General features: G+C 39.6%; 26 protein-coding genes. 19 read left to right on the top strand and 7 right to left on the bottom strand.

What is annotated here, in order from left to right:
* Window positions 1–14 precede the first annotated feature (14 nt).
* The 3 genes from NSQ25_RS11950 to NSQ25_RS11940 form a co-directional block, all read right to left on the bottom strand.
* Complete coding sequence (locus NSQ25_RS11950; protein WP_242025938.1) at window positions 15–554, bottom strand: stage II sporulation protein M; 540 nt, start codon at window positions 552–554, stop codon at window positions 15–17.
* On the bottom strand, window positions 517–1422 hold the full coding sequence (locus NSQ25_RS11945) for a hypothetical protein (RefSeq protein WP_231122779.1): 906 nt from the start codon (window positions 1420–1422) through the stop codon (window positions 517–519). The genes NSQ25_RS11950 and NSQ25_RS11945 overlap by 38 nt, the downstream gene beginning before the upstream one ends.
* Window positions 1423–2355: 933 nt before the next feature.
* Window positions 2356–2682 (bottom strand): uberolysin/carnocyclin family circular bacteriocin, encoded by a 327-nt coding sequence (locus NSQ25_RS11940; RefSeq protein WP_326136222.1) that lies wholly within the window; start codon window positions 2680–2682, stop codon window positions 2356–2358.
* Window positions 2683–2943: 261 nt separating this feature from the next.
* Here NSQ25_RS11940 and NSQ25_RS11935 point away from each other — a divergent pair, with 261 nt between their 5' ends.
* The 7 genes from NSQ25_RS11935 to NSQ25_RS11905 all read left to right on the top strand — a co-directional run bounded on the left by NSQ25_RS11935 (window position 2944) and on the right by NSQ25_RS11905 (window position 7400).
* Window positions 2944–3510, top strand: a complete 567-nt coding sequence (locus NSQ25_RS11935; protein WP_313960052.1) for a GNAT family N-acetyltransferase — start codon at window positions 2944–2946, stop codon at window positions 3508–3510.
* A gap of 16 nt (window positions 3511–3526) precedes the next feature.
* Window positions 3527–4081, top strand: a complete 555-nt coding sequence (locus NSQ25_RS11930; RefSeq protein WP_034280049.1) for a hypothetical protein — start codon at window positions 3527–3529, stop codon at window positions 4079–4081.
* Between the two features lie 159 nt (window positions 4082–4240).
* Window positions 4241–5644, top strand: a complete 1404-nt coding sequence (locus NSQ25_RS11925; protein WP_326136223.1) for a polysaccharide deacetylase family protein — start codon at window positions 4241–4243, stop codon at window positions 5642–5644.
* 107 nt (window positions 5645–5751) lie between these two features.
* A complete protein-coding gene (locus NSQ25_RS11920; protein ID WP_034280052.1) occupies window positions 5752–5943 on the top strand; it encodes a hypothetical protein in 192 nt (63 codons plus the stop codon).
* A gap of 279 nt (window positions 5944–6222) precedes the next feature.
* Window positions 6223–6648, top strand: coding sequence for an NUDIX hydrolase (locus tag NSQ25_RS11915; protein WP_034280057.1), 426 nt, complete (start codon window positions 6223–6225; stop codon window positions 6646–6648).
* A 35-nt stretch (window positions 6649–6683) separates the two neighbouring features.
* The gene (locus NSQ25_RS11910) at window positions 6684–7112 is read left to right on the top strand and encodes a hypothetical protein (protein ID WP_034280060.1); all 429 of its coding nucleotides are present in this window, start codon (window positions 6684–6686) and stop codon (window positions 7110–7112) included.
* Window positions 7113–7148: 36 nt separating this feature from the next.
* On the top strand, window positions 7149–7400 hold the full coding sequence (locus NSQ25_RS11905) for a DUF3986 family protein (protein ID WP_046311842.1): 252 nt from the start codon (window positions 7149–7151) through the stop codon (window positions 7398–7400).
* Window positions 7401–7422: 22 nt separating this feature from the next.
* On the opposite strand, the gene NSQ25_RS11900 is transcribed toward NSQ25_RS11905, so the two are convergent.
* Both NSQ25_RS11900 and sigK read right to left on the bottom strand, forming a co-directional pair.
* Entirely contained in the window at window positions 7423–7905 is a 483-nt protein-coding gene (locus tag NSQ25_RS11900; protein ID WP_034280063.1) for a DinB family protein, read from the bottom strand.
* 663 nt (window positions 7906–8568) lie between these two features.
* The gene (sigK, locus tag NSQ25_RS11895) at window positions 8569–9297 is read right to left on the bottom strand and encodes an RNA polymerase sporulation sigma factor SigK (RefSeq protein WP_034738387.1); all 729 of its coding nucleotides are present in this window, start codon (window positions 9295–9297) and stop codon (window positions 8569–8571) included.
* Between the two features lie 221 nt (window positions 9298–9518).
* Between sigK and NSQ25_RS11890 the strand changes: the two genes are divergently transcribed.
* From NSQ25_RS11890 to NSQ25_RS11875, 4 genes are all read left to right on the top strand, one after another.
* Window positions 9519–10640 (top strand): tetratricopeptide repeat protein, encoded by a 1122-nt coding sequence (locus NSQ25_RS11890; RefSeq protein WP_024427938.1) that lies wholly within the window; start codon window positions 9519–9521, stop codon window positions 10638–10640.
* 156 nt (window positions 10641–10796) lie between these two features.
* Window positions 10797–11537 carry a polysaccharide deacetylase family protein gene (locus NSQ25_RS11885; protein WP_046311839.1) on the top strand — a complete coding sequence of 247 codons (741 nt, stop codon included), beginning with the start codon at window positions 10797–10799 and terminating at the stop codon, window positions 11535–11537.
* Window positions 11538–11621: 84 nt separating this feature from the next.
* A complete protein-coding gene (locus tag NSQ25_RS11880) occupies window positions 11622–12350 on the top strand; it encodes a GDSL-type esterase/lipase family protein (protein WP_326136224.1) in 729 nt (242 codons plus the stop codon).
* 78 nt (window positions 12351–12428) lie between these two features.
* On the top strand, window positions 12429–12578 hold the full coding sequence (locus tag NSQ25_RS11875; protein ID WP_162842499.1) for a hypothetical protein: 150 nt from the start codon (window positions 12429–12431) through the stop codon (window positions 12576–12578).
* Between the two features lie 135 nt (window positions 12579–12713).
* Here the strand turns inward: NSQ25_RS11875 and NSQ25_RS11870 are convergent, their stop codons facing one another.
* Window positions 12714–12854 carry a sporulation histidine kinase inhibitor Sda gene (locus NSQ25_RS11870; RefSeq protein WP_003217327.1) on the bottom strand — a complete coding sequence of 47 codons (141 nt, stop codon included), beginning with the start codon at window positions 12852–12854 and terminating at the stop codon, window positions 12714–12716.
* 361 nt (window positions 12855–13215) lie between these two features.
* Here NSQ25_RS11870 and NSQ25_RS11865 point away from each other — a divergent pair, with 361 nt between their 5' ends.
* From NSQ25_RS11865 to NSQ25_RS11830, 8 genes are read left to right on the top strand one after another with little or no spacing between them, the layout of a single operon-like run.
* Window positions 13216–13737, top strand: a complete 522-nt coding sequence (locus tag NSQ25_RS11865; protein WP_008356191.1) for a YqeG family HAD IIIA-type phosphatase — start codon at window positions 13216–13218, stop codon at window positions 13735–13737.
* A 2-nt stretch (window positions 13738–13739) separates the two neighbouring features.
* A complete protein-coding gene (gene yqeH / locus NSQ25_RS11860) occupies window positions 13740–14840 on the top strand; it encodes a ribosome biogenesis GTPase YqeH (protein ID WP_034661381.1) in 1101 nt (366 codons plus the stop codon).
* A 21-nt stretch (window positions 14841–14861) separates the two neighbouring features.
* Complete coding sequence (gene aroE / locus NSQ25_RS11855) at window positions 14862–15704, top strand: shikimate dehydrogenase (protein ID WP_326136225.1); 843 nt, start codon at window positions 14862–14864, stop codon at window positions 15702–15704.
* Window positions 15698–15988, top strand: a complete 291-nt coding sequence (gene yhbY, locus NSQ25_RS11850) for a ribosome assembly RNA-binding protein YhbY (RefSeq protein ID WP_008342507.1) — start codon at window positions 15698–15700, stop codon at window positions 15986–15988. The genes aroE and yhbY overlap by 7 nt, the downstream gene beginning before the upstream one ends.
* A gap of 13 nt (window positions 15989–16001) precedes the next feature.
* Window positions 16002–16571 carry a nicotinate-nucleotide adenylyltransferase gene (locus tag NSQ25_RS11845; protein WP_061109377.1) on the top strand — a complete coding sequence of 190 codons (570 nt, stop codon included), beginning with the start codon at window positions 16002–16004 and terminating at the stop codon, window positions 16569–16571.
* On the top strand, window positions 16561–17124 hold the full coding sequence (yqeK, locus tag NSQ25_RS11840; RefSeq protein ID WP_034280084.1) for a bis(5'-nucleosyl)-tetraphosphatase (symmetrical) YqeK: 564 nt from the start codon (window positions 16561–16563) through the stop codon (window positions 17122–17124). Before NSQ25_RS11845 ends, yqeK begins: the two co-directional genes overlap by 11 nt.
* Before the next feature lie 12 nt (window positions 17125–17136).
* Complete coding sequence (rsfS, locus tag NSQ25_RS11835) at window positions 17137–17493, top strand: ribosome silencing factor (RefSeq protein WP_003217467.1); 357 nt, start codon at window positions 17137–17139, stop codon at window positions 17491–17493.
* A complete protein-coding gene (locus tag NSQ25_RS11830) occupies window positions 17490–18233 on the top strand; it encodes a class I SAM-dependent methyltransferase (RefSeq protein ID WP_041106941.1) in 744 nt (247 codons plus the stop codon). The genes rsfS and NSQ25_RS11830 overlap by 4 nt, the downstream gene beginning before the upstream one ends.
* 48 nt (window positions 18234–18281) lie before the next feature.
* Here the strand turns inward: NSQ25_RS11830 and comER are convergent, their stop codons facing one another.
* Window positions 18282–19130, bottom strand: a complete 849-nt coding sequence (gene comER, locus NSQ25_RS11825) for a late competence protein ComER (RefSeq protein ID WP_326136226.1) — start codon at window positions 19128–19130, stop codon at window positions 18282–18284.
* Window positions 19131–19216: the final 86 nt, after the last annotated feature.

Raw genomic sequence — 19216 nt, 5'->3', positions numbered from 1 at the left:
CATTCTCCTTTCTTCTATGGTAGATGTACATGGCTAACGTATTGCTCTAAAAGAGATGCCATGAATAAAAGAATGGCTGCTGCAAAAATCAATTGAAGCACAGTTAGAGTCAGTTTTTTTAATTCAATTGTTTCTCCTTTTATAAATCGATAGAGATAAATAAAAGGATAAGAGCTGACGATTGAAAACAGAATTAATCCAAGGACTTCTACGAAAGCATGAGGCAGGAGTCCTGTGAATAGCTGCTGCGCTTTGTGATTGACAATCAAATACTGAACAAGTTTGCCGATAATGTAGCCGTTGTAAAAAAGAATGCCTGCAGACATGATGCCGCCTGTAAAAGCTCCAATTCCTAATATCGCCATTCCAACTTGTAAATTGTTTAAGAAAATAGATAGAAAAAACATCTCTTCATCCTTTTTAAGATAAGGAATCTGATCATAAGGAAGAAGGCTTCCGATTAGCACAGCTGCAATAAAGATAGCAGCGTAGAGGTAACCGAGGCGTAGAATCAGTCTATTCTCCGATATAAAACATCTTATTTTTTTCAACATATTCAATCCCTTTATAGATGGTCTTGCGGCATAACACCCAGCATATCACTGAAACGATCACAAAATATAAAGCAAACAGAACGCTTATGAGACTTGTAGAATGCTGCAAAATAGGTAGAAAAGAGGTCAAGATCATATAGTACATGAAAGGCAGCACGAGAAAATTCCTTGCAAAGGCCTGTCCTTTATCGATAACTTCTATTTCTTCATTGGTTGTCCCTATTTCATGCTCGTGAATAAAATTGAATTTTGTTGTGAATGGAAACAAATACAGCTGAATCAATGGAAAAATGTAAAAGCCAATCCCCAATGCCACCAATTGAATGAGCATCTGAACATCAAAAAGGTGATATACACTCATGATTGATAGATTAATGAAAAGTAGAAAGAGTGATGGTATAGAAAATAAACAATAAAATAACTGGATTTTTGATAAGAAAAACTGCATAAGAGATGTTTGAGAAAGCTCATAGAGCCAAATATTCTTTTTTTCAGCACTCAAAGAAAATATAGAAGGGGTCAGCATTCTCATTTCATATGTTTGATTAGCTAAAATCATCACATTTAATGTGAATAATATCTGAATTTGCAAAGCTTGATGATCAATAAGCGAGATCAAACCTGTCATAACCCCGACATAGAAGAAGGCTTCATATGACATGAACATATAATTAAAAAACTCTTTAGACAGCAGCCACCTTTTTTCTTTTAACACCTTAAGGTCTTTTTGAATCAACATATTCTTTTGAAACAGCGAGCCCTGAATTTTATCAAGTGCTTGAAAGTACCAATAATATAAATCTCTAAAATGTTTTGAGCTTTGATCATGCTCTTTCCCAGTCGGAATCCAGCGAACAGGAGTCTTCATGACGAGTGTTGCAGCTAATATCACCACGAAAAATGTGACAGGTGAAGTAAAAAGCGCTAGAAATTGTAGAAATACCGAATCCTGTGAAAATAAAGCATGATGGATTTGCTGAAGATTATTCTGATATAAAGACACCAAGTTGTTTGAAAGTGTAATCCAAAACGCATCTTCTGCAAGCGAAGAAATTGATTGAAAAAGTTGTCGGAAGGTGTGATAAAAAGGGAAAATAACGTTCGATATTAGAACCCTTCCGAATAAGAAGAAAAGTAAAGAGATGCTTGCGAAAAAAAGAACACGAATGATCCCAATTTTTTTTACGACAATGTTATAGATGTAAGCACCAAATATCTTATTGCTGATGATAAAAAGTAAGAAGCCTGTCAATATAACATTGAGATGCTTCAACCAAAATATCCAGTCATGTGTTTGAGCAATGAAATATTGAAAGAGAAAATAAATCAAATAAGTACTCAAGCTCGTAAATAGAAGCCATACCAACTCTGAAAATAAAAGCGTTTGAAAAAGGCGTCTCGCGGAAACAGGTGCAAGCTGTATTAACTCTTCAAAAGGAAGAATATGCGTTCTTCTATAAGATTCAATTCCTTTGACAATAGAGAAAAGGAACAAAAATATCACAAAAGCACTTTCCCATTCTATTTGATAGACCGAAGAGTAAAGATATGAATAAATAACGAATACAATCAGGCATCCGAATAAAGTATCAAGAATGCAAGAAAATAATATGTATTGTTTAGAAGAAAACGATTTGAAAAATGAAACCCTGCGTATTATAAACTGAGCTAGATTTGAATATTGTTGTTTCATTCTAATTGATAGAAGTAGTGATAATAATGGATATAACATCTTCTCACCTGCATAAAAATTTAAATAGAAGGAGAACAAAGTCTCCTTCTATTGGGTCATAAAATTGAATTACCAAGCAATAACAGCTTTACGGCCTTTTTTCTTAATTTCGTTTTTAAGGTACTGACGAATTGTCTCTTTACCAGCCGCTGCAATGAGAGAAAGACCACCTGATCCTACAGCAGTTAAAATGGAGACAATTGTTGTAACAGCCCCGCCCGCTTCAACCACGTTCAGAACAACAGCTGCAACACTGCCTGGAATACCAAATTCTTTTGCTAGATCAGCAACGGGCAGTATTTGTAGCGAGAAGGAAAAAAGAGCTAGCATAAGGAATCCTACTGCTAAAGCACCAAAAAGAACATGTAGTTTGATTTCATTTCTTGTTTCTGTCATATCAAATTCCTCCCTTTTTTGTATTTTTATTACTATTTTATCTTAAGATATCTTTTAGTTCATCGCAATCCTTTTTTTTCATTTTTTTCATGAATTAGTTATAGATTAATATAAAAAAGGTGAAAAGATAAGTGAGAAAAGAATCGTTTTTGCTAGAATAAAACACGTAAACATGATCTGAAATACCTTGTTTTCACAGGTGGGAAAGCGAGTCTAATTTGCATATAGGTAAAGAGATATGTGCAGAGGGACCAATATCCTTTGATCAAAATCTTCTTTCAAGATAAAATTGGAAGTATCCATCATTCTTTTGGAGGCGGTTTTCTGAATATTCGATTGTTAACACCAGATGATGCTGAAGAATATGCGGCACTCAGACTAGAAGCACTGCGATTAAATCCAGAGGGTTTTGCGATGAGCTATGAGGAAGAGCAAATCAATACAAAGGACAAATATAAAGCGCGTTTTGCTTCGGCCCAATCTATGTGGACTTTTGGCGCTTTTCATCAAGGGCAGCTTGTGGGGGCAGTCACGCTCATCCAAGAAACCTTGCAGAAGTTAAAGCACCGAGCGAATCTGACAGCGATGTATGTAACACCTAGTGCCCGCGGAGAAGGAGCAGGCCAGGCCTTGATGACAAAAGCTCTTTCCTTTGCGCGAGAACGGCAGGATATCGAGCAAATGTATTTATCAGTGGTGACAACTAATCACTCAGCCAAGCGCCTCTATCGCTCCGTTGGATTTGAGTCGTACGCTGTCGAAGAAAAAGCGCTAAAATGGGCTGATACATATGCAGATGAGGAAAAAATGGTTTTATTTTTATCATAGTCTGGAGGAGATAGAAGTGGATCAACAGGCCATGCGTATCATATTAGCAGCAGGACCCAATAGTGAGCTGGAATCTTTTGCCCTGCGTGCAGCACTTGAAAACTTCGGCGTGAAAGTCGATATGCATTGGATCGGAAGACCGAATGATCTGATTCATGTGTTATCTGGTAGAGCTAGAGGTGAAATAGATTACCTTCTTTTATCGTTTCACGGTGAAGAAGGAGCATTTATCATGCCTGAATTAGGGGAAGATGTTTACGAAGATGAGGAGCCTAGAGATACTGCCTTTGGAGTGGATGAAATCAAGCGGTATGCCTCCTTAAAAGGAGTTCATGTCATCTCTACAGGCTGCACACTAGGAGAGAAAAATTTAGCAGATGCTTTCTTAGAGTCAGGAGCTACATCTTATACGGCACCGGACGATTACATCGATGGGAATGCAGCATTTATTTTTGTGCTGACCATGCTGTACGAGCTCATGAACAATACAAAGACGGTCAGAGCGGCATTTGATCGAGCGCGTTCCATTGATGAAGAAACGAAATTATTTCAACTATATATGCAAAAGTAATCAAAGGACTGAGAAATCAAGTCCTTTTTTTATTCCTCTCTAAAAATGTGTCGAAAATGTGACAGTTATGTGATTTGCAAACTAAAAAGGGTGCATGCAAAGTCTATCCTACAAACACACGTCATTCAGGCATGACGGCATCACGAGAGGAGAATCATTGTGTCAATGAAATGGAAAGTCAGTCTCGTCCTATGCGGACTTGCGATGATCATCGGAATCGCTGCGTTTTATCATAATCAGCAGGCAAGCGGGACAGAGAAGAAGAAGGTAGAACCAGATGCGAGCTATAAAGAAGTTGAAATTGTGACCCTCGTGAATGACGGGAGATACTTGAGATATGCTGTGAACTATCCTGTGTTTCATCAAAAAAAGCTAGATCAAGAGATGAAAAGATTTGCAGAAACAGCGCTGGACAAATTCAAAACATCGTTTAGTGAAGCAAGTGATGTCGATGAAGATCATCGATACGAATTAAACATAGATTACGAGATTACTCATTATGCCAAACAAACTGCTGCGATCAAATTCAATACATATGAATGGAAAGGCGGAGTAAAAGGCGCACATGAAACGAAGATATTCAATTTTGATTTCAAGAAACAGCAGTTTTTATCAATTGATGATCTATTTTTATCAAAGAAAAAAAGTCTGCAAAAACTGTCTCAAATGACATTTGAGGAGTTGAAAAAAGATCGCTCTCTTGCTGAAAACGAGCATTTGCTCAAACAAGGAACGTCTCCTAAGGCAGAGCATTATCAGTATTTTGCCATCAAAGATCGTTTTATTGAATTTTACTTTCCAGCAGGGCAAATTGCACCAGTCAAACAAGGCCCTCAAGTGCTGGCGATTAAGAAAACACTGCTTAAAGGTATGTTAAAGCCAGAATACATCAATAAAGAAAAGAACAAAAACGAGAAAAAAGAACCGATCGCAAAAAGAAAGATCGTAAAACTGCCAAAACAGGGAGTATTCAACCCAAATCAAAAAGCCATTGCCCTTACATTTGATGATGGACCAAATCCATCAACGACCTCAAAAATCTTAACAGCTTTAAAAGAAAACAAGGGACATGCGACATTTTTTGTATTAGGAAGCAGGGTTCAATATTATCCTGATATGCTGGGTGAAATCAGAAAAGGTGGAAATGAAATCGGAAATCATTCCTATAACCACCCTTTACTCACAAGACTGCCATTAAAACAAGCTATCAAACAAGTAGAAGATACACAGCAAATCATTGAAAAAGCAGGCGGGTTCACACCGACTCACTTTAGACCGCCATATGGTGGAACAAACAGGCAGATCAACGAGGCTGTCAACATGAAAGTCACGCTTTGGGACGTAGATCCTGAAGACTGGAAATATCGCAACAGCCAATACGTCGCCAACTACATTCTTACACATGCGTCTAGCGGAGAAACCGTCTTAATGCACGACATCTATGACACCTCTGCAAACGCAGCTGTCACGATCATCAAAGAATTGACCAAACAAGGATATCAATTACTAACAGTCTCGGAGCTTGAGCAGTGGAAGGAAGCCCGGGCGAAAAAGGTGAATTGAATACGTAAAAAAGATGCATGTCTTAATGGATTCGCATCTTTTTTAAAGCCAATTATGAGAATGAAGGGAAAATATGTTAAAGTGATTGTAGAAAGGGAGGGCTTCGAATGGTATTGATGAGGTTGATCAGCATATATATGCTGACAGCGTTTAGTTTGGGATTTGTCGTAAACTATGTACCTGGTTTGATGCTGCCCATCTATATCCTTGCGATGATTGGGCTTATTTTATGTCTCGGTCATATTGCGCTTCATTATATTCGGCGAATTAGATATATGTTGTTTGATGAAAAACGATAAGATTTCTCCTATTGTAAACACCTCCGGTTGCGTGAGGTGTTTTTTTCGGTTTTTGATGTTCTAACAGTTGAATGATTTTCTCGTTTGACGCTTTGAGTTGTCTCAAAAGAGAAACGATATTTCCTGTAAATCCCACAAGCCCAACAAGTAAAATGATGATCATCCACATGCTCTGGCCTCCAATCGCTGACTACTAATACAGTATAATAAGAATGTATAAAATGAACAGTTCGTGCCATATATTCGGCAATTGAATGGAGAATGTTGAGGGGGATTTATTTGAAACGAGTAGACGTGGTTTCAGCTATTATTTATGATGAGGAAGGAAATCTATTAACAGTCAAGAATGTAAAGGGATATTGGGAACTTCCGGGCGGTGCTGTGGAAAAAGGTGAACACCTGCAGCAGGCTGTCATCCGTGAAGTAAAAGAAGAGACAGGGTATGTTGTCAAAGTAAATGAACTTCATTCGGTTCGAGAAGCGTTCTTTCAAGATAAAAAACATCATGCGCTTATCATTACGTTCTTTGCGAGAATCACCGGAGGAGAGATGAACATTCTAGATCCGGATCAGGATATTGAAGAAGTAAAATGGGTCAGCACTCAAACCTTTCAAAAGCTAAACCCAAAGCTATCTCACATGCTAAAATTAAACCAGCAAACACAAGCTTTTTATGATTTTGAGGGGAATAGAACAATTGGTTAAATCCAAATTGATATAGGCATGAAGGAGCGATATTGATGTTTTTATACTACGGGCCTACAGGAGCTCCAGTAGAAAATCCGGGAGAAGAATTCATGAAAAAGATCTTCTTTCAGGAGGGTGAAGAGTATTGGAAACAAGGTAACGGGGAATCTTCCATTGAGATAGAGGAAGATTGGGAATGCGAGACTCTAGTTTTCTTTTATACTGAGCCGTATGGATTCTTTATCATCAGATATCCAGATTTTTTAGTCCCTTTTCAAAAGGCAGAAAAGATCGAAACGATCGAGCATTTCATAGCAGGATCACCATTGCATGTGCCATCGTGCAGCTATGTCGACCGCAATCAGGCTTATCAAATCGTCCAATACTTTTTGACGACAAAAACGGTACCTGATTTTGTTGATTGGGTTGAGTTAAGGAATATTGATTTTCAGCAAGATATGAAAGTTAAGGGAGCAAGATAAAAGTGTGTACAGATGAAAGAATACATAGGTTAGAGTATGCATGTACATGTAGGATATTATGAACAAGGTTGTGATTATGAAGGCGTGTTTTTTAAGAGTTTAGAAACAGGAAGATGGTTATTGTTTTTTGATCAAAAAAGTTACGGGTTGAATCTCTTAAAGAGTTATGAGGAATACAATCATTTAGGCTTATTCATTGGGGAATATTCAATTGAAGATGCTCAAATCGAAGAGAAAGGTCAGCAATTATTTGAGTGCTTTTTAAAAGAAAATGGCATAGTGGAATAAATGAATGGATCTTTAACTGACCTTACTTTTCATAAGAATGTACTGATTTTAACTTTCTACCGATAAAATTAGCAGATACAGGTGTTAATTCTTTTTCTCTTGCCCAAACAGAAAGTTGACCGATATGGTGAATTTCGTGGGCAATTATATGATGTAATATTTCATTTTTAGTGTATTCATCTTCATCCCAAGGAACTGTTACTATTCGATCTTGTTTTTCATCTAAATGAAACTTTAAAATTTCAACGATTTCATGTCGTAAAGTAGATGAGAGAGTTTTTACCTTCGTCAGAGACTTGTAATCATCAAAATTCAATACCACGTCTTCTTTACCCTGAATACCACGGAGCCAACTATATTCAACATCGATAATGTGAAAAAGAGTGTATAAAATACTCCCCACTCCACCTATGCGGTCTTGTAACAACTCTTCTGTTGTTAGTTGATGACACCAGTTAACCCATTCGTCTCTAACTTGCCAGTTGTACTCAAAAAACTTAATCATTATGATCACTCCAAAGTTAAATTGTTTGTTTAAGTACTGCTATCTCTGAAAAATATTCTTGTTGAATTAAACGACACAATCTACATGATCTGGTGTCAGTTTAGAACCAATCATACTATCAACCTTGTTTTCATAACATGACCCTTGGAAACTGTTACGTTTATAGGGTCTCTTGCAGCAAGTTGTTCTTTTGGGTAAGCGGTAGTTTATCAATGTGTTTTAACAAATTACTAAACGCCTTCCTCATACTTCTAATATCCCGAATGTTTGTTCTTGTATTGATTATACTAAGCTTTCTGACAGGTATCAAATATCAACATTTACTTTTAACAGAGCCTTTTTCTCTTCAAAAAAATTGATTAGCAAGAATACACGAAGCATCATATTTTATTTTTTCGTATTTAAATTTTTTAAGCATTAATGCAGAATACAATACTTATATGCAAATCGCTTTGCCATCATTTCCTGCAGTACTCTAAATAGTGGAGCATAATGAATTGATTTCCTTCACGCCTTAGTTCATGACCAAAATCTTGCCACTGTTCTTGAGGGCTAAGGCGGCAGCTATTATCAAAAGAAATGCAGAGAGACAGTAGCTTATTGCCGAAATAAAAAACAGACCTAGTGAGGTCTGTTTTTGTTAGAAGTTAGGAAAATTTATTTTCACTTCCCCTTCTCCCTTTTCCGTTTCTCCTTCTCCGCCCGGTAAAACTCATGAAACATCTTCATCAGCGCGCGCTTCTCAATACGTGACACATAGCTCCGCGATATCCCAAGCTCTTTGGCTATTTCCCGCTGCGTTTTTTCTTTCTTTAAATCAAGGCCGAACCTGCCGACGATGACTTCTTTTTCTCGGCCGTCGAGAATGTCAATATACTCCTTTACTTTTTCAAGCTCCATGTTGAGCTGAATGGTGTCGATCACATCTTCATTTTCGGATTTTAAGACATCGATTAATGAAATTTCGTTGCCTTCTTTATCCTGACCGATGGGATCATGCAAGGAGACATCTTTTTTCGTTTTTTTGAGCGCGCGTAAATGCATGAGAATTTCATTTTCAATACACCGCGCCGCATACGTTGCCAGCTTTGTTCCTTTTCCAGAGGAATAGCTTTCGATGGCTTTAATGAGTCCGATCGTCCCGATGGAGATGAGGTCTTCAGCGTCTTCCCCGGTATTTTCAAATTTCTTTACAATATGGGCGACGAGCCGAAGGTTATGTTCAATCAGCATGTTTCTTGCATGTTCATCACCCTGTGCCATGAGGGCTAAGTATTTTTTTTCATCATCTCCCGAAAGGGGCTGTGGAAAGGCATTGTTTTTGACATAGGACACTAAAAACACCAATTCTTTGACCATCAATCCCATCGCTGTAAATACTCCTGCCACGATTTTCACCTCCACCATGTTTAGGCCGCTGCCTATATCCTCAAATGTATGTGAAGGGGGGATTGTCTGTGTCTGTACGATGAAAAAATCATGTTTTTCGAAAAATGTTCGTCTCTTTTTACAGCTCCCCTCATATGTTTGCGGTTTCTTTGCGGTGCTTGGCGGTCAAGAAGCGTGCTAAAATATGTAATATTAGACCGAAAAGGAAGGGGTTTTTTCGGAACATGGGGAAGGTTCTATCTTCACATGTAGGTATGAAAATTAATGAATGGTATCGAATGATACGGCAGTTCAGTGTTCCAGATGCGGAAATCTTGAAAGCGGAAGTTGAAGCGGAAATTGAACAGATGGAAGAGGACCAGCATTTACTGATTTATTATCAGCTCATGTGTTTTCGGCACCAAATCATGCTTGACTATATACACCCTTCAAAATATCAACCTTTCTCAGTATCTAATCTAGTCGATAAAATCGAAAACTCCAATCATGAGTTATCTGATATGCTGCATTATTACCATGCATTTTTTCGTGGCATGCATGAATTTAGTCAAAAAGAATATTTAGAAGCAGTCAAATATTATCGAGTCGCAGAAAAGCAGCTGTCCATGGTATTTGATGATATTGAGCAGGCAGAGTTTCATTTTAAAGTGGCAGAAGCCTACTATATCATGAAACAAACACATGTCTCCATGCACCATATTTTAAAGGCGCTGGAAATATACGATCAGCATGATGCGTATACCATTCGCATCATTCAATGTCTCTTTGTCATCTCAGGAAATTATCAAGATTTAAAACGAAAAGACCGGGCACTGCCTCATTTAAAAAAGGCAAAACAGCTCGCATCTCAAATTGATCACCCGCGCATATACAGTTCAGCGCTCTATAATTTAGGAAAATGTTATGGTGAGCTTGGCTATAGAGAGGAAGCGGAACGATATTTAACGGAATCTGCTGATCTTGCCCGCAAAGAGCTGCTTCCAACGCTTCCGCATACGCTCTATACGCTGGCGAAGCTGCTTTTTAGACAGAATGAACAAGCGGATGCCCTGCGCATATTAGAAGATGGGAAATTGGCTGCAAAGAAGCATGAAGACCAGCTGTTCTGTCATATGTTTGAGTACCTGGATGCTTTATATGTTCAGGAAATCAATGAAGACCAACTGCAAAAAACCATTGATTATTTGGAAAAACTTAGCCTATACTCTTATATAGAGGATATCTCACTAGAAATTGCGACAGCCTTAGAAGCCTCTCAACAATACAAGAAGTCCAACCAGTATTATCAGAAATTATTATGGGCTCAAAATCAAATCCAAGAAGGAGAGTGTCTGTATGAATTCTAAGCAACGTTCGACAGTTGAAGAGAGAAACCAAACGTGAAACAAAGAGCGGGCCAATATGGCCGGCTTTTTTTATTTAAAAAAAAGCGGATATGAGCATGAATTGATGAGAAAGCGGGCAATTTATCGGTAATGATGTTCGGTGGAGGAGGCGGTCGAATGAGAGGGCTGCATATCTTGATGTGTATATGGCTGCTATGTGCTTTTATTCCTAATAAAATAGAGGCACGTACATTAAAACGAGTCGATCTTGAAAAAACGGGACGTGCCTTTTGGGATGTGAGAGCGGAACGGAAAAAGATTGCGATCACCTTTGATGATGGACCTCATCCAGTGTATACAAATCAAATATTGGATGTGCTGAAGGACCATCAAGTGAATGCAAGCTTTTTTGTGATAGGGAGCCGAATTCATACATATCCAATGATCGCAGAACGGATTGTGGACGAGGGGAATGAACTCGGCAATCATACGATGAATCATACGTATTTTGACCTTTTGTCGTCAAAGGAGATCAAGCGGGAATTAAAAGAATCAGCGGCTCATATCGCTTCACTCCAGCCTGGCGGTCCCTTATTATTTCGCCCTCCTGGTGGACGCTTAACAATGAAATCATTCCGCATTCTATCAAAGCAAGGGTACGATGTGGTCATGTGGTCCTTTACGCAAGATCCGAAGGACTGGTCAAGACCAGGCGCACGTAAAATTGCAAGCCGAATCATTGATCATATTCAAGGCGGCGATATCATCCTTTTACATGATGGCGGAGGAAATCGCAAGCAAACGGTAGAAGCATTGAAACAAGTGATTCCTGAGTTGAAGAAGAGGGGCTATGAATTTGTAAAAGTAAGTGAACTGCTGCACCATGACAAAGCATATATGCCTGTTCAGCTGCAATAGGCAGCATTCGTCAAAAACATTCATTCATTGAAACCAAAAGTCTTGTCGTTTAATATATGAAGAGGGCTTTTGGAGGTGAATGTTGTGAAGAAATATGTTTTCCTTTTTATCCTACTATGTGTTGCTGCTGGTTGCTCTAAGCCAGTACAAGAAAGCGTCATTGCATTTGGTGACAGCAATACAAGAGGATCAAACTGGGACTTTCGAGATTATCCAACATCTGAAAAATGGGTGAATCTCATGAAAAACGTCGAGCGCTGCCAAATTCAAGTGAAGAATGCAGGTATTGGCGGGCAGACGACTGAAGACGCGAAACTTCGCTTTGAGCAGGATATTTTAAAACAGAAACCAACTTACGTCCTCATCATGTTCGGCACGAATGATGCGGCGATTTTAGACGGGAAACATCCCCGAGTGACGAAAAAACGGTTTAAAGAAAATTTAATCTACTTTGTTTCTGAAAGTAGAAAAGAAGGCATAACCCCGATTCTCATGACCTGTGTGCCTGTTGTAGAAGGCGGGAAAAAGGGCTTGTATTATTACTCTAGATATAAGTCATCTTATTTTGCCGGGAGAGGCGGGGCAAGAGCCTGGCAAAACTCTTATAATGATATCATCAGAGAAGTAGCGAATGATGAGCAGGTGCCGCTTGTCGACAACTGGAAAGCTTTCATCCGAGAAGCTGGAGAAGATAGTGATCATGCCCTGATTCAATCAGGTTTGATCGACCCTTCTGGCAATCATATGACACCAAAAGGGGCGAGAATTATTTATAACGAAATCAAAGAGCGTGATGTCATCAAACATTTTTAAATGATGGCCATCTGCCTAAACAAGACCATCCATCCAGCATAGTCTAACAGTATATCTTCCGAGAAGGAGGTAACTGATATGTGGGGATGTCCTTATCCTTACCCTGCGTGTTCGCCTTATCCAGCACAAGGAGCAGGAATCGGTTACGCTTTTCTTGTTGTGTTCCTTGTGGTCATTTTAGTCGTAGGCGGAGGGTTATGGTTTTGGAATGAACAGCCTTGCAATTAAGACACCTCTTCTTTCATCAGAAGGGGTGTTTTTTACGGAAAATAGTAGTAAGCCTATAGCGCAAGTGATATAATATCAGTCACCTGAGTTTAAAAAAGGGGAGTGCTCGGGAGGCATGGTTCCTGTGATATGGAATTAAGAGGAAACAGAGAGCATATGCCCGAGCGAACGTCTTTTCATTTCTGTCTCAATTAATTCAATGAAGTCGCGATTTAAGTTCATTTCATTTGCTTTATAATACGATTCTATAAGTAAATCATCTGACAGCTTTTTCATACTAGAAACCCATATGATGGGAAAAACACCTCCCCTGAAAAAGTTGGCATAAAATTTGAGGAAAAGACATATCATCATAGGTTGATCGACTGTCTTTGAAGTACCTTTAATCTACCATGAATGGGAAACAAGAACAATCGTTCTGTTATCCACATGGTTAAGTGGATAACTTGTGGGTAGAGTGTTTATAATTGAATGAAAGCGTGATGGAATATAGGTGGATAATGTGTGTAAAATTATCCACACCTGTTGAAGGTCCTCATCATATGTCGAAAACTTTTTCATTGTATTCGATAGACAGACAAATTGTGATTTGATTCGACACAATCGCTGAAAACCAATGGAAGAAAGGGTGCAAATTGTGCTAAAGAAGTATTTCTTACCGGATGAATTTGTGAAAAGTATTTTCCACATTTCACCGCAAAAATTAAAAGAACGAAATGTAAAAGGAATTATTACCGATCTAGATAACACACTAGTAGAATGGGACCGTCCAAGTGCGACACCGCGCTTAATTGAATGGTTTCAAGAAATGAAAGATCACGGGATACAAGTGACGATTGTATCGAACAATAATGAAAAAAGGGTCAAGCTTTTTTCTGAACCGGTTCATATTCCGTTTATTTATAAAGCGAGAAAGCCTATGGGAAGAGCCTTTAATAAGGCAGTCGCTGATATGCAGTTGAAAAAAGAAGATGTGGTTGTCATTGGAGATCAGCTCATGACAGATGTTCTTGGCGGGAATCGTCATGGCTTCCATACGATTTTGGTCGTTCCTGTTGCTGCCTCGGACGGATTTTTCACAAAGTTTAACAGGCAGATTGAACGCAGAATTTTAGGAGCCTTAAAGCGTAAGGGCCACATTCAGTGGGAGGAAGAGTAATAATGGAAAAGGTTGTTTGTATTGGCTGCGGTGTAGCCATTCAGACGGAAGATAAAGATCAATTAGGATATGCGCCGGCAGCATCTCTATTGAAAGAAGATGTGATCTGTCAGCGCTGTTTTAGGTTAAAGAACTACAATGAGATTCAAGATGTTTCTTTAACAGAGGACGACTTTTTAAATATATTGCACAGCATTGGAGAGACAGATTCTCTCATTGTGAAGGTCGTTGATATTTTTGACTTTAACGGAAGCTGGATCAATGGACTGAGCCGTATTGTCGGCGGTAATCCGATTTTACTTGTCGGCAACAAAGTGGATATTTTACCGAAATCCGTGAAAAAAGATCGTCTGATTCATTGGATGAAACGGGAAGCAAAAGAAAACGGATTAAATCCTATCGATGTTTTCTTAATCAGTGCAAGCAGAGGCCAGGGTGTGCCTGAGGTGATGGAAGCGATCGATCATTACCGCGAGGGAAGAAATGTCTATGTCGTCGGCTGTACGAATGTTGGAAAATCAACATTTATCAATCGAATCATCAAAGAAGTATCTGGCGAAGAGAACGTTATTACTACATCCCAATATCCAGGTACTACACTTGATGCGATTGAAATTCCGCTTGATGACGGGTCTGCTTTATTTGATACGCCGGGCATCATCAACCGCCATCAAATGGCGCACTATGTCAGCAAAAATGACTTGAAGATTTTAACGCCGAAAAAAGAATTGAAACCGAGAACGTTCCAATTAAATGAAGCACAAACGCTTTATTTTGGCGGACTGGCTCGATTTGATTACGTAAAAGGCGGCAGAACATCATTTGTCTGCTATATGCCAAATGAGCTGAACATTCACCGTACAAAGCTGGAGAACGCAGATGATTTATATGAAAAACATGCAGGGGAACTCTTGTCACCGCCATCAAAAGAGGGAATGGAAGATTTCCCGCCGCTCGTTCCGCATACCTTTACCATTGATCAGCCAAAAATGGACATCGTCTTTTCAGGTTTAGGCTGGGTCACTGCAAATGATGCGGGCAAGCAAATCAAAGTTTATGCGCCAAAAGGCGTTCATGTGTTTATGAGACGTTCGTTAATTTAAATGTTCAAAGGGGGAGAGACCTTGAAACCTTTATACGGAGTAATTGGTAACCCTGTTGGCCACTCAATGTCTCCGGATATTCATAATGCAGCATTAAAGGATGCTGGAATTGATGGACATTATCATGGCTTTCAAGTAGAAAGTGATGACCTGAAAGATGCGATTAGCGGCATAAAAGCCTTAGGAATCAGCGGCATTAACGTCACTGTTCCTCACAAGGTAGAAATCATGCAGTACCTCGACAAAATTGATGTGACAGCTGAACGCCTCGGTGCCGTCAATACGGTGAGGCTCGAAGGGGATCAGCTCGTTGGGTACAATACAGATGGAGAAGGCTTCCTTCATTCATTGCTTGAAGCCTTGGATCAGCCGCTATCAGAGCTGTCATTTCTCTTGATTGGTGCTGGCGGAGCGGCAAGAGCGATTTATACGACAATTGCTCAGTATGCACCGAAGAGCTTTGATATTACGAACCGCACCATTGAAAAAGCTGAAGCTTTAATTGAAAGTGCAGAGGGGAAAATCACATCTCAAGCAATCACATTAAATGCAGCAGAAGAGCGGCTTGGGGAATATGATGTCATCATCCATACGACCTCGATCGGCATGTATCCGAATGTTGAAGAAACCCCGATTTCTTTAGCGAACGCAAAAAAAACAGCGGTCGTTTGTGATATTGTGTATAATCCAATAGAAACAAAACTGCTCAGTGAAGCAGCAGGTTTAGGCTTGAAAACAGTGGATGGGGTTGGCATGTTTGTTGGACAAGCAGTAAGAGCCTTTGAACTGTGGACAGGCATTACGCCTGACGCCGGAAAAATGAAGTCAATTGTCATAGAGAAATTAGGAGGAACACCATGTTAAAAGGTAAGCAAAAACGTTTTTTACGTGCACAAGCACATCATTTATCACCTATTTTTCAAGTTGGAAAAGGCGGGGTAAATGACAATATGGTCAAGCAAATTTCCGAGGCGCTTGAAGCAAGAGAACTGTTAAAGGTCAGCGTATTGCAAAATTGCGACGAGGACAAAACGGAAGTTGCGAAAGCACTTGTAAAAGGTGCAAAGGCTGAGCTCGTTCAAACGATCGGAAATGTGATTGTCCTTTACAAAGAATCTAAGGAAAATAAACAAATTAAGCTGCCGTAAAGGTGGATGCGATATGAAAAAAATAGGGTTGTTCGGCGGTACGTTTGATCCTCCCCATAACGGGCATTTGCTGATGGCAAGTGAGGTGCGGATTCAAGTGGGGCTTGATGAAATTTGGTTTATCCCAAACCATATGCCTCCTCATAAAACTGGACGGAAACGAGCAGATAGTCATCACCGGATAAAAATGGTGGAGGCGGCGATTCAGTCAAATCCATATTTTCGGCTCGAGCTCATTGAAATGGAGCGGGAGGGCCCGTCTTATACGGTAGATACAGTCGATCTGTTAAAGAAGCGTCACCCAGAAGATCAGTTTTTTTTTATGATAGGAGCGGACATGGTCGAGTATTTGCCAAAATGGCATCGGATCGATGATTTGCTTCAAATGATCACCTTTATTGGGATGAAAAGGCCGGGTTACGTTGGAAGTACGGGATATCCTGTTTTATTTGCAGATGTTCCAGCTTTTGATGTATCATCGACATTGATTAGGCGGCGAATAGAGCAGGGGAACCCTGTCGATTATTTGATTCCGAAAGCTGTTGAGCGTTATATAAAGGAGCATCATTTATATGAATCGTGAAGAAGCATTGAACTGTGTCAAAGAGCAGTTAACAGAGCATAGATATACACATACACTCGGAGTCATGGAGACAGCCATTTCATTAGCGGAACGGTTCGGTGCAGATGTGAAAAAAGCAGAGATCGCCGCTATTTTTCATGATTATGCGAAATTTAGACCAAAAGAAGAAATGAAGGGGATTATCCAAAAAGAACAGATGAACCCTTTATTGCTTGAATATTCGCCCGAGCTTTGGCACGCCCCGGTTGGTGCCTATTTGGTCAAAAAAGAAGCTGGAATTGATGATCAAGATGTGTTAACAGCTATTGAATTTCATACTTCCGGCAGACCAGACATGACCTTACTTGAAAAAGTCATTTATGTCGCAGATTATATTGAACCAGGACGTCATTTCCCTGGTGTCGAAGAAGTAAGGGAATTAGCAGAACATGATCTAGATCGTGCACTGATCCAATCATTAAAAAACACCATCAGTTTTCTAATGAAAAAGAATCAGCCAGTCTTTCCAGATACGCTTGCTACTTACAACTCGCTTGTGCATAAGAACAACTAAGGAGGAATTTGGATGGATTCATCATCAATTTTAAACGTCGCAGCAGGAGCATGCGATGATAAACGGGCTGAGGATATTATTGCCCTTAATATGCAAGGAATCTCACTTGTTGCAGATTATTTTCTCATTTGTCACGGGAATTCTGATAAACAAGTGCAAGCCATTGCAAGAGAAGTAAAACATCTTGCAGAGGAAAGCGGAATCGAAGTGAAGAAGATGGAAGGCTTTGATGAAGCAAGATGGGTATTGATTGACCTAGGTGATGTCATTGCCCATGTGTTCCACAAAGAAGAAAGAGGATACTACAATCTAGAAAAGCTATGGGGAGATGCGCCAAGAGAAACCCTTTCACTTGGCATTAACTCATGATTTATCAAGGGTTTGCAGGTGTGTATGACGAGCTCATGACACATGCACCTTATGATGAATGGGTTCAGTGGATCCAGCAGTATATGAAGCCGAATGCTGCCATCATCGATGTAGGCTGTGGAACTGGAGAGATTTCTCTTCGGTTAGCTGAAAAGGGCCACAAGGTCACAGGAATTGACCTCAGTGAAGAAATGCTGGCCTTCGCGCAGCAAAAAGCGCAGGCGAAAAAGCAGTCGATTCAATTTTTACATCAAGATATGAGAGAGGTTACGGGCTTTGAACAAGCCTTCCAGGCAGCCGTTATTTGCTGTGATTCCTTGAATTACTTAAAAAACGAAAATGACGTCAAAAAAACCTTTAAAAACATGTTTCAGCTTTTAGAGGCAGATGGGGTTTTACTTTTTGATGTTCATACGCCTTATAAAATGGAAGAGGTATTCCCAGGTTCGACTTATGCAGATCAAGATGAAGAGATCAGCTATATTTGGCAGAGTGATAAAGGGGATGACATGTATTCGGTCATACATGATTTAAGCTTTTTTGTAAAAGACGGAGACATGTATCAGCGTTATGATGAGACACATGAACAGCGCACATTTCCATTTGAAACATATGCAGCGTTCCTTGAGTCCGCTGGCTTTGAACAAATAGAAGTGACTGCTGATTTTACAAATGAAGCCCCCGGTGAATTCGCCGAAAGGTATTTCATCTCAGCTAAGAAACCAAAAACCATCGTTTAATAGAACGATGGTTTTTTAAAACCCTTTTTTCGCTTGTTGCAAAGATGATTAATTTCTGCGATCATCAGTGAACACGCTTGGCGGATATTGAAGCGCAACCGCCTCTAGATCTTCATCGAATTTTTCATGGGTGTTTTGAAAGAGACGGTGAAACATATCTTGCACACCTGCTTCAAGTGCTTTAATGCCTTCACCAGTGACGCCGCCTTTCACACATACTTTGTCTTGCAGTGTCGGAAGGGTATAGACTCTTTTTTCAATCAAACGGCCAAGACCAACAAGCATATCCTCTGATAAGGTGGTGGCTTCTTCTTTAGAAATATCCGTTTCTTCTACGGCTGCTTCAATCATTTTCTGAACGAGAAAACTGATAAAAGCAGGTCCGCAGCTGACAATATCGGAAGCCGCTCTTGTAATCGAATGATGGATCTCGATAGGTGTTGAAATGCACGAAGCTAACTGTCTTAACGCAGTTTTTGCCGCGGCATTGCATGATGAACCAAAAGTTAAAAGTGATGCGCCTGATAAAGCGCGGTTTGTAATGCTTGGAATCAGCCTGGCTGTTTGACAAGGAACGATATCCTGAAGCTGTTCAGGGTGAACCGGACTTGTAATGATGACAATGGTTTGCTGCTCCGTTAAAAGAGGGCTCAGCTCTTTTAAAAGTGGATAAATATCAAGTGGTTTGACACAAACAAAAATGAAATCTTTATTCGTGACAGCCCCTGAAAGCTGTTTCGTTACTTCAAGCTCTGGATGGTTCTTTTTTATATTGAACGCTTTTTCAATGGTTCGGTTTGTAATAGTAATCGATGAGGGATTGACTGCCTTTGATTCAATAAATGCCTCAGTAAGTATGGTACCCATGTTTCCTGTACCGATTAACCCTATATTCAAACGTTCTCCCTCCTTAGACGCATTGGATCTGTTATCTTCTAAACAGTATGTTGAGCAGTAGAAAAATATGATTGAAAGAAGCGTGA

This window comes from Bacillus sp. FSL R5-0512, assembly GCF_038593295.1.
GTDB classification, from domain to species: Bacteria; Bacillota; Bacilli; order Bacillales; family Bacillaceae; genus Bacillus; species Bacillus safensis.
This window is presented reverse-complemented; position numbering and strand designations above follow the sequence as displayed.